This is a genomic window from Methyloceanibacter stevinii (assembly GCF_001723355.1).
Lineage (GTDB): Bacteria > Pseudomonadota > Alphaproteobacteria > Rhizobiales > Methyloligellaceae > Methyloceanibacter > Methyloceanibacter stevinii.
The window spans coordinates 64,927-79,228 of sequence record NZ_LPWE01000001.1; the positions used below are offsets into that span (position 1 = coordinate 64,927).

The 14,302-nt window shown below is 63.8% G+C and carries 15 protein-coding genes, 1 tRNA gene and 2 pseudogenes; 10 read left to right on the forward strand and 8 right to left on the reverse strand.

Features of this window, described 5'->3' with window-relative positions; genetic code table 11:
* Positions 1 to 42 precede the first annotated feature (42 nt).
* Positions 43 to 299 (forward strand): annotated as a pseudogene (locus tag AUC70_RS00330) (DUF6460 domain-containing protein); the annotation flags it as partial.
* 78 nt (positions 300 to 377) lie between these two features.
* On the opposite strand, the gene arsC reads toward AUC70_RS00330, so the two are convergent.
* From arsC to AUC70_RS00345, 3 genes are read right to left on the reverse strand one after another with little or no spacing between them, the layout of a single operon-like run.
* Positions 378 to 725, reverse strand: coding sequence for an arsenate reductase (glutaredoxin) (gene arsC, locus AUC70_RS00335; protein ID WP_069443064.1), 348 nt, complete (start codon positions 723 to 725; stop codon positions 378 to 380).
* A gap of 27 nt (positions 726 to 752) precedes the next feature.
* Entirely contained in the window at positions 753 to 1,826 is a 1,074-nt protein-coding gene (locus tag AUC70_RS00340) for a quinone-dependent dihydroorotate dehydrogenase (RefSeq protein ID WP_083241106.1), read from the reverse strand.
* Entirely contained in the window at positions 1,823 to 2,170 is a 348-nt protein-coding gene (locus AUC70_RS00345) for a DUF952 domain-containing protein (RefSeq protein ID WP_069443065.1), read from the reverse strand. The genes AUC70_RS00340 and AUC70_RS00345 overlap by 4 nt, the downstream gene beginning before the upstream one ends.
* 172 nt (positions 2,171 to 2,342) lie before the next feature.
* Between AUC70_RS00345 and AUC70_RS00350 the strand changes: the two genes are divergently transcribed.
* Both AUC70_RS00350 and AUC70_RS00355 read left to right on the forward strand, forming a co-directional pair.
* Positions 2,343 to 2,984 (forward strand): S24 family peptidase, encoded by a 642-nt coding sequence (locus AUC70_RS00350; RefSeq protein ID WP_069443066.1) that lies wholly within the window; start codon positions 2,343 to 2,345, stop codon positions 2,982 to 2,984.
* Positions 2,985 to 3,006: 22 nt separating this feature from the next.
* Positions 3,007 to 3,624, forward strand: a complete 618-nt coding sequence (locus AUC70_RS00355; RefSeq protein ID WP_069443067.1) for a thermonuclease family protein — start codon at positions 3,007 to 3,009, stop codon at positions 3,622 to 3,624.
* A 103-nt stretch (positions 3,625 to 3,727) separates the two neighbouring features.
* Here the strand turns inward: AUC70_RS00355 and AUC70_RS00360 are convergent, their stop codons facing one another.
* Together AUC70_RS00360 and AUC70_RS00365 are read right to left on the reverse strand one after the other, a co-directional pair.
* A complete protein-coding gene (locus tag AUC70_RS00360) occupies positions 3,728 to 4,093 on the reverse strand; it encodes a hypothetical protein (protein ID WP_069443068.1) in 366 nt (121 codons plus the stop codon).
* A 238-nt stretch (positions 4,094 to 4,331) separates the two neighbouring features.
* Positions 4,332 to 5,987, reverse strand: a complete 1,656-nt coding sequence (locus AUC70_RS00365) for a lysine--tRNA ligase (RefSeq protein WP_069443069.1) — start codon at positions 5,985 to 5,987, stop codon at positions 4,332 to 4,334.
* 201 nt (positions 5,988 to 6,188) lie between these two features.
* Here AUC70_RS00365 and AUC70_RS00370 point away from each other — a divergent pair, with 201 nt between their 5' ends.
* Positions 6,189 to 6,551 (forward strand): tellurite resistance TerB family protein, encoded by a 363-nt coding sequence (locus AUC70_RS00370; protein WP_425283569.1) that lies wholly within the window; start codon positions 6,189 to 6,191, stop codon positions 6,549 to 6,551.
* Between the two features lie 72 nt (positions 6,552 to 6,623).
* Here the strand turns inward: AUC70_RS00370 and AUC70_RS00375 are convergent, their stop codons facing one another.
* Positions 6,624 to 7,955: a hypothetical protein gene (locus AUC70_RS00375; protein ID WP_069443070.1), complete on the reverse strand. Its 1,332-nt coding sequence runs from the start codon at positions 7,953 to 7,955 to the stop codon at positions 6,624 to 6,626.
* Positions 7,956 to 8,308: 353 nt separating this feature from the next.
* Between AUC70_RS00375 and AUC70_RS00380 the strand changes: the two genes are divergently transcribed.
* From AUC70_RS00380 to AUC70_RS18700, 5 genes and pseudogenes are all read left to right on the forward strand, one after another.
* A complete protein-coding gene (locus AUC70_RS00380; RefSeq protein WP_342021930.1) occupies positions 8,309 to 9,244 on the forward strand; it encodes a LysR family transcriptional regulator in 936 nt (311 codons plus the stop codon).
* Positions 9,245 to 9,421: 177 nt separating this feature from the next.
* On the forward strand, positions 9,422 to 9,676 hold the full coding sequence (locus tag AUC70_RS18470; protein ID WP_342021931.1) for a DUF308 domain-containing protein: 255 nt from the start codon (positions 9,422 to 9,424) through the stop codon (positions 9,674 to 9,676).
* Positions 9,677 to 9,732: 56 nt separating this feature from the next.
* The gene (locus tag AUC70_RS18475) at positions 9,733 to 9,918 is read left to right on the forward strand and encodes a hypothetical protein (protein ID WP_342021935.1); all 186 of its coding nucleotides are present in this window, start codon (positions 9,733 to 9,735) and stop codon (positions 9,916 to 9,918) included.
* Positions 9,912 to 10,046 (forward strand): hypothetical protein, encoded by a 135-nt coding sequence (locus AUC70_RS18480; protein WP_342021932.1) that lies wholly within the window; start codon positions 9,912 to 9,914, stop codon positions 10,044 to 10,046. The genes AUC70_RS18475 and AUC70_RS18480 overlap by 7 nt, the downstream gene beginning before the upstream one ends.
* A 146-nt stretch (positions 10,047 to 10,192) precedes the next feature.
* Positions 10,193 to 11,076 (forward strand): annotated as a pseudogene (locus AUC70_RS18700) (sterol desaturase family protein).
* A gap of 9 nt (positions 11,077 to 11,085) precedes the next feature.
* Here the strand turns inward: AUC70_RS18700 and AUC70_RS00400 are convergent.
* A complete protein-coding gene (locus tag AUC70_RS00400) occupies positions 11,086 to 11,955 on the reverse strand; it encodes a transporter substrate-binding domain-containing protein (protein WP_069443074.1) in 870 nt (289 codons plus the stop codon).
* A 207-nt stretch (positions 11,956 to 12,162) separates the two neighbouring features.
* Here AUC70_RS00400 and AUC70_RS00405 point away from each other — a divergent pair, with 207 nt between their 5' ends.
* A complete protein-coding gene (locus AUC70_RS00405) occupies positions 12,163 to 14,058 on the forward strand; it encodes a glycosyltransferase family 2 protein (protein WP_069443075.1) in 1,896 nt (631 codons plus the stop codon).
* A 38-nt stretch (positions 14,059 to 14,096) separates the two neighbouring features.
* Here the strand turns inward: AUC70_RS00405 and AUC70_RS00410 are convergent.
* A tRNA-Gly gene (locus tag AUC70_RS00410) sits at positions 14,097 to 14,171 on the reverse strand.
* Between the last annotated feature and the right edge of the window lie 131 nt (positions 14,172 to 14,302).

Below are 14,302 nucleotides of genomic sequence, written 5' to 3' on the forward strand. Positions count from 1 at the left end.
TTTGCCCCCCACTTTTGCTACAGACCTGAAGCAACGCCCACGATGCGGAGGCTACGCGTGTTTATGGAACGGTTTTTTGGCGGCAATCCGGCTCTCGTCCTCGCCCGACTCGCGATCATATCGCTGATCGTCGGCGTCGTCCTGGCGGCGTTGGGCTTCAGCCCCTACGACCTCGTCCAGACTGTGCGCGACCTCATTCAGCGCCTCTACGATATGGCTTTGCCGCGATCGAGAAGGGCTTCCGCTACTTCCTTCTGGGCGCGGTGATCGTCTTCCCGATCTGGTTCCTGATGCGGGTGTCAAAGTGTTCGGCGGCGGCGATGCCTCGTCCGACGAATTGGTGCCGCCGGAACGGGAGCCGCGTGTGGCCACGCCCGCTAAAGAATCGCCAAAACCTTCTCCGGCGGGCGGCCAATAGCCGCTTTGTTGCCGGTCACCACGATCGGCCGTTCGATGAGAATAGGATTGTCGGCCAGGAGCGCGAGCAGTTCGTCGTCCGTGACACTGCGCTCCTTCAAGCCGAGTTCGGCGTAGCGCGCTTCCTTCGTTCGCACGATGTCTTGCGGCTTGAACCCGAGCTTCTTCAGGATTGCCTTGAGGTCGGCGGCGCTCGGCGGGGTCTTCAGATACTCAACGATGACCGGCTCAACGCCCCGTTCCTCGATCAAGGCCAAGGTCTGGCGCGACTTCGAACAGCGCGGGTTGTGGTAGATCGTGACGGTCATTCCGTTTTCTCCTGAGGAGTCTCGCTCCTAGAGCGTCTTTTGCGCCCATTCTTCCGCACGCCGCCCGATGAGGGGCGACAGTGTGTTGGCTTGGGCGTCCGAGACCGCCTGAACCAAGCGGCGCTTGATGCGGCCGATCAGGTCCGGCCCTTCGAAGATCAGCCCCGTGTACATCTGAATGAGGTGCGCCCCGGCCTCGATCTTGGCGAGGGCCGTTTCGGCGGAATCGATACCGCCCACGCCGATCAGCGGCATGGTGCCGGCCGTGATCTTGTAGACCCGCGCCAGCATGCGCGTCGAACGGTCGAACAATGGCCGTCCCGACAGACCGCCCTGCTCCGCCGTCAAAGTCTCGTCCGTGAGACCGTCGCGTGCGAGCGTCGTGTTGGAGACGATAATGCCGTCGGCGCCGCTCCCCTGAATGATCCCAACGATCTCCGGCAGGTCTGCGCCCGCAAGGTCCGGGGCGAGCTTTACGAACAATGGCGGCTTGTGGCCGGGCAGCGCCGCGCGCGCTTGCTCGACCTTGGTCAGGAGCGTCGCGAGTTCCTTCGGCGCCTGCAGATCCCGCAAGCCCGGCGTGTTGGGTGAGGAGATATTCACGGTGAGATACGAGGCGACCGGCGCCATCCGCGCCACGCCCGCCACATAGTCGGCGATCCTGTCGTCACTGTCGCGGTTCGCGCCCAAATTGACGCCGATAATTCCAGGAACGCCATTCTGCAGACGCTCCAACGCGGCAGCCTGCCCTTCGTTGTTGAAGCCGAGCCGGTTCACCACGGCGTGGTCCTCGACGGAGCGAAATACGCGCGGGCACGGATTTCCGCTTTGCGGGCGCGGCGTGAGCGTGCCCACCTCGACGAAGCCGAAGCCCATGTTGAACAGCGCCGTCACGACGCGTGCGTTCTTGTCGAAGCCCGGCGCGATGCCGATCGGGTTGGGGAACTCCAGCCCGCAGAGGGTCTGGCGAAGCCGCGCGTCGTCCGGCGTGACGCAGCGGGGATAGACCCCTATCTCCAAGCTCTTGATCGTCAGCGTGTGGGCGCGCTCCGGGTCGAGCGCGAGCATGAGGGCCTGGCCGAGGCCGAACAGCGGGTTCACGCGACACCCTCAGGCAAGACGTGGCGATCGTCGTCGTCGAGAGCGAGCGGCGCCTCCGCGACGATCGCTTTGAGGTCGAGCGGTGCATAGAGGTGCGGGAAGAGGTCGCCGCCACGCGATTCCTCCCACTTCAGCGCCTCGCCCAGCCGATCCGGATCGACGGCGAGCAGCACGAGATCTTCCTGTCCTGCATAGTGCTTGGCCAGCGTCTCGGCCACCTGATAACCGGCCGAGAAATGGATGTATCCGTCACGCAGATCGTCGGACGTCCCTAGGAAGCGCCCTTCGCTCTTGGCGGCATCGTAGGCGGCGTCGGCGAGGATTTTGTAGATGGGTTCGGCCATGGTGCGGTGCCACACTAGCGGCCCTGGTGCGCACCAACAAGGTTCACACGTGGCGGGCGAACCGGGCTGACCTCTTCAATTCGGGCATGGTGGACCGGCGGGCGCAGTTGCGTCATAAAGAAGGGGATAGGTATTATTTCCTTGTCGCTTTCGTAGGACCGGAGCCGTTTCCTTGAGAAGGCTCACACACGACCGAATCTGGTCTGCCATAGACGCCCTGGCGCACCGCTACGGACTCTCCGTGTCGGGGCTTGCCAAGCGGTCGGGCTTGGACCCGACGGCCTTCAACAAGTCGAAGCGGGCGACGGGCGATGGGCGGCCGCGCTGGCCCACCACCGAAAGCATCGCCAAGGTTCTGGAGGCGACGGGCGCGACGCTCGAGGATTTCACCACGCTCGCCTCGTCGGAGCCCGGACAGCCCAATCGGAATCTGCCGATACCGCTGATCGGCATGACCCAGGCCGGCGCCGGAGGGTTTTTCGACGATGGTGGGTATCCCGTGGGCGGAGCCTGGGAGCAGGTGCCCTTTCCGCGGGTCGAGGACGAAAATGCCTACGCGCTGGAGGTGACGGGCGAAAGCATGGAACCGCTGTACCGGCAGGGCGACATCCTGATCGTTTCGCCCAACGCGCCGACCCGCAACGGCGACCGTGTCGTCGTCCGCACGACCGACGGCGAGGTCATGGCGAAACTCCTCGTCCGCCGCAGCGCCAAAACAATCGAACTCGCGTCCATGAACCCCGAGCATCCCAATTTCGTTTTCCCGCTCGACCGGGTCGAATGGATCGCACGCATCATCTGGGCGAGCCAATAGACGCCGCACGAAAGCCATTTCCATGTTCCGCGTTTCACGCATCATTCTCGCTCTGGCCGTTCTCGGCGCCGTTTGGTTCTTCTGGCCGTTCGGCAAGTACGACGACGCGGTCCCCGTCTCCCCGCCGCAGCCCGATACGAACCAGACCAACACCGCACAAGACCAGCTCTTCACCAAGCCGCTGTCCACGGATGCCGCCGCCCCCCAGGACGCCGCGTCACCGGACGAAGGCGCGCGCGAACAGCCTCAGACCAAGGCCGTCCTGCGCCCGAAGCGCTTCTACCGTGTGGTGGTGCAGGACGGCGGCTCCCTTACGGCCGGCGACACGACCATCACGCTCGCGGAGATCGAGGTCGCGGGGCTCACCGGCCAATGCAAGGATTCGCGCGGCCAGGCGTGGCCGTGCGGGCGCGCGGCCCGCTCCGCGCTCACGCGGCTGATCCGCGGCCGCGCCCTGATGTGCCACGTGCCGGCAAAGGGCGATCACAAGTCGCTCGTGGCGCGCTGCTCGGTCGGCGGCAACGACCTGTCGTTCTGGATGGTCGCCCAAGGCTGGGCGAAGCCGAAGCAGCCGGCGCAAGCGGCCTTCAAGGAGGCCGCGGAAGCCGCCCGCGAACGGCGGGTCGGTATCTGGCGCTAGCGTCCGCAGGACCCAACACAAAAAGCGCGGCCCCGGAAAACCGGGGCCGCGCTCCTTAGGTGTCCGCGCACCTTGGGCGTCTTAGACGACTGCGGTCGTCAGACTACATCTTCTTGGAATCGGGCTGGGGCGGCGTGTCGCCGGTATCAGTGGCCGCGGACGCATCCGCGCTCACCCAGCCCTTGGCACAGCCCTGCTGCCACTCTTCGGCAGAGATCTCCGCGTCGTTGGACGAGTCGACCATCTGGAAGTTCAGAACGAACGGCGTGGCCTTGTCCTTCGACAGCGTATCGCCGTCAGGACCCGCCATCTGCCAGGCCTTATTGCACTCGGCTTCGCTCAGGATCTTGCCCGGGCGGCCCGACGGGTCGTCCTTCATGGCGCCCTCGGGCACCGGAGCGCCACCACCGGCAAGCGCAACGCCTGCCGTCGACATCAGGATCGCAGTCGTAAGGGTCGTGAGTTTCATCACATTCCTCCTTTGCGTTTTCTTAGTCACTTAAAACAAGACCAGCGAAAAACAGGCTTTCGCAGGCCCCGTTACGTGAAGAACACGCAATAGGCAGGCACTGTTGCGAAATATTATGTGACAATTTGGCGGCAAATAAAGCCGCCGGACTTGAAGGGCTTACACCGCGCGCGCCACGTTTTCTCCAAATTTTATCTTTGGATGGGAGAGATATCTTGTTTTACTGGTGCAGCGCAGATCAGTTATTTGCAACTTGTGCGGCGGCTAGCTCGCCCGAAAGGGCTCGCGCAATCAGGGAGCGCGTGTTGTCGATCCCGTAGAGCTGCACGAAGGACCCGAAGCGCGGGCCTTGCGACTGGCCGAGCAGCACTTGGTAGAGCGCCTGGAACCAGTCCCGCAGCGGCTCGAATCCGTGCTCCTTGCCCACCGCATAGACCTCGTTCTGAATTTCCTCGGCCAGCACATCGTCCGGCAGCGCGATGAGCCGCTGGTCGAGATCCGCAAGCGCTGCGCGCTCCTGATCGGTCGGCGCGCGGTACTGCTTCGACGGCTTCACGAAGTCATGGAAATAACGGATCGCGTAGCCCACGAGTTCATCCAGCAGAGGCTCGGTCTCAGGGGTCGCTCTCGGCGCATAGCGCTGGATGAAGCCCCATAGCACCGAGCGGTCCTCGGAGTTCGAAGCAGAGGCGAGATTGAGCAGGAGCGCGAAGCTGATCGGCAGATCGGCCTCGGGCGGCGAGCCCTCGTGAATGTGCCAGACGGGATTGGTCAGCTTCGCCGCCTGATCCTCTTTCGGGAAGGCCGCGAGGTGCCCGGCATATTCGTCGACGGCGCGCGGGATCACATCGAAGTAGAGCCGCTTCGCCTTTTTCGGGCTCTGATACATGTAGAGGGACAGGCTCTCCGGCGAGGCGTAGGACAGCCATTCCTCGATGGTCAGACCATTTCCGCGGGACTTTGAAATCTTCTCCCCGTTCTCGTCGAGGAAGAGTTCGTAATTGAAGCCTTCGGGCTGCTGGCGCCCCAGGATGCGGCAGATACGGCCCGACAGGCGCACCGAGTCGATCAGGTCCTTGCCCGCCATCTCGTAGTCGACGCCGAGCGCGGCCCAGCGCATGGCCCAGTCTGCCTTCCATTGCAGCTTGCAGTGGCCGCCGGTCACGGAGACCTGCGTCAGCTTCCCCGTATCGGGGTCCTTGTAGAGAATGGAACCGGCGGCCAGATCCCGGTCGATGATCGGCACCTGCAGCACTTTGCCTGTCGCCGGCGAGATCGGCAGGAACGGGCTGTAGGTGGCGCGCCGTTCGGGCCCCAGCGTCGGCAGGATCACATCGCGGATTTCCTCGTAGTGCTCGAGCACCCTGAGCAGGGTCGCGTCGAACCGGCCCGACGTGTAGCACTCGGTCGCCGAGAGGAACTCGTATGAAAAGCCGAACGTATCCAGAAAGTTCCGCAGCCGCGCATTGTTGTGCTGGCCGAAGCTCGGATACTCGTTGAACGGGTCCGGGACCTGGGTCAGCGGCTTTTCCAGATGCGCGGCGACCATCTCCTTGTTGGGGATGTTGTCCGGCACCTTGCGCAGGCCATCCATGTCGTCGGAAAAGCAGATCAGCCGCGTCGGGATCTTGTCCTCGGTCAGGACCCGAAAGGCGTGCCGAACCATGGTCGTGCGCGCAACCTCGCCGAACGTGCCGATATGCGGCAACCCCGAGGGCCCGTAGCCCGTCTCGAAAATGATCGAACCCGTCGGCTGTGGGATCCGCTTCAGCCGGCTCAGGACTTTGCGTGCCTCTTCGAACGGCCAGGCCTTGCTCACATGGGCATGGGCCAGGAGTTCGGAATTGATCTCAATTGGGGCCGCGTCGCGGCCAGCGCTCGTGGTCTCGGGCATGACTGAAATTAGGTGTGCTGAAGAAGCGGTCATCGGCGCCAAAGACGAAAGGCGCCTTCAAGAGGCAACAAATTTCACAGATTCCCCTGCCGCGCCAGTGTTTCGCAAACTTTCTTCTCACACGGGCGCTTGCCCGGCACGCTTCAATTTCATACCGTCGCGCCCGTTTGGATATCCACGGCCAGAGAGGGTTGAAAGCCGATGACGAAGTCCTTGGACCATCACGAAGCACTGATCTACACGATGGTCACGACCTCGGCGGTCGACCGAACCATGTCCGGCGCGGAGCTTGCCCGCATCGGGGAGATCGTTTCGTATTTGCCGATCTTCGCTGACTACGACGCTGACGGCCTGGTCGATGCCTCTCAAGCTTGCGGCGAACTCCTCGGCAGCGAATCCGGCCTCGATCTTGTTCTCGAACTGATCCGAAGCAACCTGCCCATGCGCCTGCGCGAGACGGCCTATGCGATCGCGCTGGAAGTGGCCGCGGCGGATCTCGATGTCCGTCCGGAGGAACCCGGTTCCTGGAGCTTCTGGCGGACGCGCTCGAGATCGACATGCTGACGAAGACGGCGATCGAGCGCGGCATCCGGGCCCGCAACAAAGTCCTGTAAGACACCCGCGATTTCTCCGAGGTTAGCGGGCGAGCTTGCCCGCGCCCGAGTAGAGCGCGCCACCGATGACGCACGGCACGGCGATCTGCGCCTGGCCCAGAGCGGTCGCGGCCATGCAGCCCGTCGCGATGGCGATCGACCCCGCGGTCCATCCCTTCGACATGCCCGCATCGGCTGTCAGTTGCTGGCGCTCCGCGTCCTCGATCGCTCCGTACTGCTCTTTCCTGATCTTCTCGGCCTCGAACAAGGACGCCGCCTCGATGACGTCTTTCAGAGGGCCGGCGATCTCTTCGGGCTGATTGACGATCTCGGCGCGGTAGAGGTCGATCAAGTCGCGGTCGCGCTCCGCATAAGAGGCAAGAGTCCACTTCGCGGTTCCGCCCGTCGTGACCTTCTCGACATTGTTGGCGTCCTTGCCCCAGCCCGAGGCTAGTTTTTCGAGGAAGCCAGACTTCTGGGCGCCCTTCGACCATTGCAGCGCCTGCATGATGCGCATGACCGGCTCGTACTGCCCCGAGGCGACGTAGTAGCCCCAAAGAGCGTACACTGCCGTCGGTCCGCCCGTGTCGAGTTCCATCGCCTGCAGCGTGGGGCGCCGTTCGTTCAGCAGATCATCGATCAACGGCTTGCGCAGCGGCATGCGGTCCGCGTTCTTCACCAGAAGATCCTGCCAGTCTGGCCGCCCCGAGTAGGCGATCGCGCGGATGATGACCTCCTGCTCCTTCGGCGGCATGGGGAACATCTGAGGGATCAGACCGGGCCCGTCGTTGGGATTGGTGCCGAGCACGCCGGCAATGAACCCGATGCAGAACCAGCGCTGCTCCTCGTCCGTGAAGAGGCGATGGTCGCGCATGGCGTGGACGGCGGCGGGGACCTTCCAATATTCCGGCTTGTCCCGGTAGTTCGAGACCCAATCGAGCAGGCGCTCGCCGGAGGCGAATTCCGGCGGGCCCGCCGAAGGGGTCGACGCCGCGTCGTAGCCTGGCGTCGCCGGACCCTGCAGCTGAAGCGACGGCCGGGCGGAGAACGTGTCGGGCGCGCCCTGGTAGGGGATGTCGGCATCGGCGCCGCGTGCCGTTACTTCAGGCGCCGCTGGTTTGGCCGTGCTTGGCTCGGTTGGGGTCGGCTCGGTTGCGTTGGGCTGCGGCGTGCTTGTGGGTTGCGCGGCCGGAGTGTGCACCGTTGGGCGCTGCGGTTGCGGCGGGGAAAGGCGCGACGGTTGAGACGCCGGTGTCTTGGAAAACGCGCTGCTGTTCGACGCGGGCACGGCTGCATCGGCCGCATGCCCAGCATTGGACTGGGCAAGGCCGAACAGGCTCAAGGCGCCAAGCGCGATGACACAAGCGGTACGCATTTCATCAGCTTCCTCCCCCACGCCCCAGAGTGCTGACGAACCGAACTCTATGGTTAACGCCCCCAACGGCGTTCCCCGATCCGGAAAGTGTGTATTTTCAAGCGGTTCGTGGCGATTTGAAGGCCCGCGCGTTAACCATAACAAAAGGTTACCGCTCTTCCGGGCCTGAAGTCCGGCCGCCCTCACCGCTGGCTCAGCAGAAGGACGGCCGGGGCCTCGCACTTCACGCCGCTAGGGAGCAATCTCGTTCGCGCGAGGACATCCCAAAAGCCTGCGCGTGATCAGGCTCTTTAGATGATCCTGTTGCGACCAGCATGCGTCTTCTCGTAGAATTAATCCAATTGATAGGATCGATGATGGATATCGATCACACTAATCTTAGCCGATTGGACCTCAATCTTCTCGTCGCATTCGACGCGCTCCTGTCCGAACGGAGCGTGACGCGGGCGGCGAGCCGGATCGGTCTCGGGCAATCGGCCATGAGTCACAATCTCGCCCGGCTCCGCCGCCTCTTCGACGATGAACTCCTGACCCGCAGCTCGGACGGCATGCGGCCGACCCCGCGGGCGCTGGCGCTCGCCGAGCCGGTCCGCAATGCACTTCGGACGGTCCAGTCGGCCGTCTTGGAGAGCGGCACGTTCAATCCGGCCACGGCCGAGCGCGTGTTCCGGATCGGTATCGCGGACTCGATCGAAGTCGCGATCATGCCGGCCGTCATCGAGCGGATCCTGTCGCTCGCCCCGGGCGTTTCCATACGACTGCGGCCCGCGAACCGCATCGACGTCGTCGAAGAGCTCGACACCGGCCAGCTGGACCTCGGCATCGGGGTGTTCGAACAGGGGCATGTCCATCACTTTCGCCGGCAGCTCTACACCGACAACTTTCTGTGCCTGTTCAGCCCGGAGCAGCTCGGCGTGTCGGCACCGTTGTCGCTGGAGGACTACTTACGCTTTCCGCACATCCTGACCAGTCTTGCGGACGATACGCGCGGTGTCGTCGATGAGGCGCTCGCCAAGCAGAAGCTCCGGCGTCGAGTCGTCATGACGACGCCCGGCTTCCTCGCGGTTCCGTTCGTGGTGCGCCGCGCGCCGGTCTTGATCACCATGCCATCACGGCTCGCGCACTACTTCGCCGACGCCTTTTCACTTGCGACGAGCCCTGTCCCAATCGACCTGCCGCGTTTCACGATATCGCTGCTCTGGCACGGCAGTTTCAATCGGGACTTGAGCCATACCTGGCTGCGGCAGACCATCGCCTCGCTGGTTTCGGAAGACAGTCTCGAACTTTGACGGCACACGTCGCCGCAACTCCCCAAGCCGCAACAAGCGCGTTATATTCTCGCCGCATGATCCAGCCGCGCGCCACCAACGGACATGCTATGGACAAGCGGACCAACGGCGCGCGGACCATGAACACGTGGACCGGCGCACCGATCTGAACTCGATCCTATGCCGAAGGGGGCAACAATGGCGGAAACGAAAGACGCAAAAGAACTCACGGAACACCAAGAGGCTCTCAGCGAAGTTCTGGCCGATCAATGGTGGGTCGTGCTGTTGCGCGGCGTGATCGCCATCATATTCGGCCTGATCTGTTTCTTCTTCACACCGGCCGCGATTCTCGCCGCCGTCCTGTTCTTCTCGGCCTACATGCTCGTCGACGGCGTTCTCGCCATCATCTCGGGCGTCAAGGCGCGCGCAACGGCAAGCGCTGGGGGCTGTTGATCCTCGAAGGCATTGTCGACATCGCCGCCGGTGTCATCGCCTTCACGTGGCCGGGCATGGCTGCCGTCGTTTTCGTGCTCATCGTCGGAATCTGGGCCGTCATTTCCGGCGCGCTACTCGTCTACGCGGCCTTCAGCTCAAACTGGACCATGGCCGCTGGTGGCTTGCGCTGGCAGGCATCTCGTCCGTCATTTTCGGCATTCTGCTGTTCGTCGCTCCGGTCCTCGGCGCGGTGGTGCTGACGTGGTGGATCGCCTACGCCGTCGCCTTCGGCATCCTGCTGCTGATCCTCGGCTTCAAGCTCAAGGGCAAGAAGGACGAGGGCGCCGGCAAGGCCCCGCCGGCAGCGGACGCCACCACCAAGGCCTAGCCGGTCCTTACCTGCTTGGCATCGAAGCTCATGGGGCGGCGCATCGCGCGTCGCCCCTTTTTTATGCGCGTTTCTCGTTGCCGCCTCGCGGCGTTTTGATCTCGGCCCCATTGGTTTGGCCGGCGAAGCGCGGCACACTCCCGGCCATGCAAGAGGCGTTTGACTTCAACGATACGCTGGTGCGGTTCGGTGTTTTCGCCGGGCTCTTCATCCTGTTCGCCGCGATCGAATTCTTTTTGCCCCGCCGCCAACTCGTCGCGTCGAAGGGGCGGCGGTGGTTCACCAATCTCGGCATCAGCGTCACCGCCGGTCTGTTGTTGCGGTTGATGGCGGCGCTCGCCGTCCCGCTGACGGCGATTGCGGCCGCGCTCTATGCGCAACAAAAAGGGCTTGGGCTTCTCAATGCCGTGGACTGGCCCGACTGGCTCAAGATCGTCATCGCACTCTTGGTGCTGGATCTCGCTATCTGGGCCCAGCACCTTGCCTCCCACAGATCCCCGTCCTGTGGCGGCTCCATCAGGTCCATCACGCCGACCGCGACATCGACGTGACGACGGCGATCCGCTTCCACCCCATCGAGATCGGGCTGTCGATGCTGTGGAAGATGGTCGTGGTGATCGGGCTCGGCGCCTCACCACTGGCGGTCTTTCTGTTCGAGGTCATTCTGAACGGCTGCGCGATGTTCAACCACGCCAACATGGACCTGCCACGGCCGCTCGACCGGCTCCTACGTCTCGTGATCGTCACGCCGGACATGCATCGGGTGCATCACTCGGTGCACAGGTCCGAGCACGATTCCAATTACGGGTTCAACTTGTCGATCTGGGACCGGCTGTTCCGTACCTATATCGCGCAACCGAAGGACGGCCATGTGGGCATGCGCATCGGGCTCACCCCGTACCAGACGCCCTCTCCCACACGGCTCGGCTGGAGCTTGTGGCTTCCTTTTCTAGGCTACCCGGCCGAGGAGAACAGCGCCCCGAAAGGCCCGGCCGACGACACCGCCGGGGCTTCCGATACAAGCCGCTAGAACGAGTGGTTAGAAGAAGTTCATCGGGAAGTAGCGCAGGAACAGCTCTTCGTAAGTGCCGCGTGCATGAACCTGCTCAAGCGCATAGTTCAGCGCCTGAACAAGCGTGCGGTTGCCTTTCTTAACGGCGATGCCGACGCCCTCACCGAAGAAGCGCGAGTCCAGATACGGCCCGCCGCGAAACTCGCAACAGTTCTCGCTCTCGACACCGTTGAACCAAAAGGCGAGCGTGATCCCGTCGGCGAACACGAGATCGATGGCTCCCTCCTTGAGCGCTTTCTGGGCCGCTTCACTCGACTCGAACGCGGCAACCGCCGCGCCTGGGAAGAAGGTCTTCAGATAGGCCTCGTGTCCGCTGTCCTTGGCCACGCCGATCTTGAGGCCCTCGATGGTCTCGGGACCGATGTCGGTGATCTCGCTGTCCTTCCGCGCCGCGAACCGCGCGGGCGTCGCGTAGTAGCGCAAGGTGAAGTCGGCCGATTTCAGAGCCTCCGCCGTGATGCGGATCGAAGCGATCGCCGCATCCGCTTCGCCGGTCTCGATCGCCGGCATCAGGCTGCTCCAGTTCGTCGCGGTGATCTCACACTCGACCGCAAGGACGTTGCAGATCGCCTGCGCAAGATCGATGTTGAAGCCGGTCAATGCGCCGACCTCGTCGTAATAGTGAAACGGCGGGTAGTCGGAATCGGTGATGAAGCGGATCTTCTTCAGCCCCGCCAAATCGGGCTTCGGCCGATAGGCATCGCCCTGCCAGGCGTCCGGCACGATCGGTTTGGTCTCGGTCTCCGGGGACTGCGCGTGGGCGGTGAACGCCACAGCGCCCACCGTCGCGAGAGCCACTAGGACGGCGCCGATCGGCCCCGCAAGAAATCGCATCATTGAAGATCACCACGCGTCTTTCGTCGCCTCCGTCTTAGCGCGCCTTGATGGCCATCGCCAGAGCGGCGGATGCCTTCGGCTGCAGAACGCTAAAGTACAATCTATAAGTGTAAATTAGCTCAATACGTTGCCGTACCTGTATTCAATCGTTGCCTCACAACGAAAATACGGAAAAATACCAACGGGTGCGTTGTTGGGGGAATACCCGTGTCGCTTGTCTACGAGACTCCGGCGGTCGATCCGCTGGAGGCGTCCGCTCCGGCCGGTGCGCCGTTGTCGGCGTTGGTCGAATACAGCTTCCTGGCTGAGGCGCAGCTTGACCCCGCGGCCCTCGCCCATGCCTGCCGCGTCTCTGAGCAGTGGGGCGTTCCGCCCCACGAGGTGCTGATCGCCTCCGGCCACATCACAGAAGAGGCCTATATGGCCGCGCTCGCATCCTCGGCCGGCGTCGCTTTCTTGCCCCGCCTTCCCGAAGGTGGTGCCGCTGCGCCGGGCAAGGCGAACCAGCGTCAATGTTTGACCACCGGCGTTCTGCAGGAAACAGGTCCGGCGGGGCGCCTACTCCTCGGATTTTCGTGCTTGCGCCCTTTCGCCATGCGGGCGCTCCTTGCCCGTCTCGCTCCGCGTCCCGTCGCACTCGTGCCCCCGCGCGAACTCCGCCGCGCGCTTGCAGAGTGCTTCGGTTCGAGCCTGGCGCAGGGCGCTATCTCTGCTTTGAAATCGCGTCGGCCAAACTTGAGCGCGTACCGTCCTGCCAGCACTTGGCAAGCGCGGACACTCGTCCTGGGCTGCCTTGCCCTTGTGGCAGCGGGTCTGACCGCGCCGCTCGCGACGGCCTATGCCGTATCGATCGGGCTCGCGTTCGTCTTCGTGCCCGTGATCGTGTTCCGGTTGCTCGCCGCTTTCGCGCTCACCCGCCGCGGCCCTCATGAGGCTCCCGAAGATGCCGCGCGGGTCGCTGACCGGGAACTGCCGACCTACACGATCCTCGCGCCGCTCTATCGCGAGGCGCACATGTTGCGGCCGCTCCTGCACGCGCTGTCCCAGCTGGATTGGCCCGCGGCAAAGCTCGACATCAAGCTGATCCTCGAAGCTGCGGACACCAACACGGTCGCGGCCGCACATGGGCTGCACTTGCCCGCCAATGTCGAGCTCTTGGTCGTGCCCGATACCGGCCCGCGCACCAAACCGAAGGCGCTGAATTTCGCGCTGCCCATGGCGCGCGGCGACTATCTCGTCGTCTACGATGCGGAGGACCGGCCGGAACCCGACCAGCCTCGGCGCGCCTATCAGGCCTTCTGCGCGGGCCCGCCCAACCTCGCGACGGTGCAGGCGCGCCTCAACATCTACAATCCGGAGACAAACTGGCTGACGCGCCAGTTCACGATCGAGTACTCGGCGCTGTTCGACGGGCTCTTGCCCCTTCTCGACGCGATGCACCTGCCCATACCGCTGGGCGGGACATCCAACCACTTCCGCGTCGAGGCCCTCAAATGGCTCCAGGCTTGGGACCCATACAATGTGACGGAAGACGCCGATCTCGGCGCGCGCTTGTCCCGGCTCGGGTACCGCTGCACCGTGATCGGGTCCACGACGTACGAGGAGGCGCCCGTGCGGCTCGGCGGCTGGATCCGCCAGCGCACCCGCTGGCTCAAGGGCTTCATTCAGACCTGGCTCGTGCATATGCGCGCGCCGCGCACGCTCCTCCGCGAGCTAGGACCGCGCGGCTTTTTAGCCTTCCAGATCATGATCGGCGGCACCATCCTGTCGGCACTCGTGCATCCCTGGTTCTACGGTCTTCTGGCGTTGGAGCTCGCTGGGGGCGGATTGCTCGCCCTGCCGCAGACAGTGCTCGGCTTTCCGTTCTGGACGGTTTCTCTTTTCAGTCTAGTTGCCGGCTATGCGACGGCCATGGGCCTTGGCGCGCTGGCCCTGCGACACCGTGGCCTCGATCGGCTCCTGTGGCAGGTGCCGCTGATGCCGCTCTACTGGCTCCTGATCTCCGTCGCGGCCTATCGGGCCGTGTGGCAGTTCATCGTCGCCCCATTCAAATGGGAGAAGACCGAGCACGGCAGCCAAGCGCAAACGCGGCCCCCGCGTTGAGGCGAAACGTGCGTGACGGAAAACGGAAGTGAGGAGATTGGAGCGGGTAGAGGGAATCGAACCCTCGACACGTAGCTTGGGAAGCTACTGCTCTACCACTGAGCTACACCCGCCCGCGGCCACCATGGGTAGCCCGGGCAGAATGACTTGGAAATACAGAAAAGCAAGCGGCCCTCACGCAAGGGTGAAGGCCGGAGGGCTTGCCGTTTGCAGGTTCGCATTGGTTAATGCGCGCATTCATTGA

Bases quoted from the DNA above. Each gene is read 5' to 3' on its own strand.
- arsC (WP_069443064.1), bottom strand. From the start codon at position 725: ATGACCGTCACGATCTACCACAACCCGCGCTGTTCGAAGTCGCGCCAG.
- AUC70_RS00345 (WP_069443065.1), bottom strand. From the start codon at position 2,170: ATGGCCGAACCCATCTACAAAATCCTCGCCGACGCCGCCTACGATGCC.
- AUC70_RS00355 (WP_069443067.1), top strand. From the start codon at position 3,007: ATGTTCCGCGTTTCACGCATCATTCTCGCTCTGGCCGTTCTCGGCGCC.
- AUC70_RS00360 (WP_069443068.1), bottom strand. From the start codon at position 4,093: ATGAAACTCACGACCCTTACGACTGCGATCCTGATGTCGACGGCAGGC.
- AUC70_RS00365 (WP_069443069.1), bottom strand. From the start codon at position 5,987: ATGCCCGAGACCACGAGCGCTGGCCGCGACGCGGCCCCAATTGAGATC.
- AUC70_RS00370 (WP_425283569.1), top strand. From the start codon at position 6,189: ATGACGAAGTCCTTGGACCATCACGAAGCACTGATCTACACGATGGTC.
- AUC70_RS00375 (WP_069443070.1), bottom strand. From the start codon at position 7,955: ATGCGTACCGCTTGTGTCATCGCGCTTGGCGCCTTGAGCCTGTTCGGC.
- AUC70_RS00380 (WP_342021930.1), top strand. From the start codon at position 8,309: ATGATGGATATCGATCACACTAATCTTAGCCGATTGGACCTCAATCTT.
- AUC70_RS18470 (WP_342021931.1), top strand. From the start codon at position 9,422: ATGGCGGAAACGAAAGACGCAAAAGAACTCACGGAACACCAAGAGGCT.
- AUC70_RS18475 (WP_342021935.1), top strand. From the start codon at position 9,733: ATGGCTGCCGTCGTTTTCGTGCTCATCGTCGGAATCTGGGCCGTCATT.
- AUC70_RS00400 (WP_069443074.1), bottom strand. From the start codon at position 11,955: ATGATGCGATTTCTTGCGGGGCCGATCGGCGCCGTCCTAGTGGCTCTC.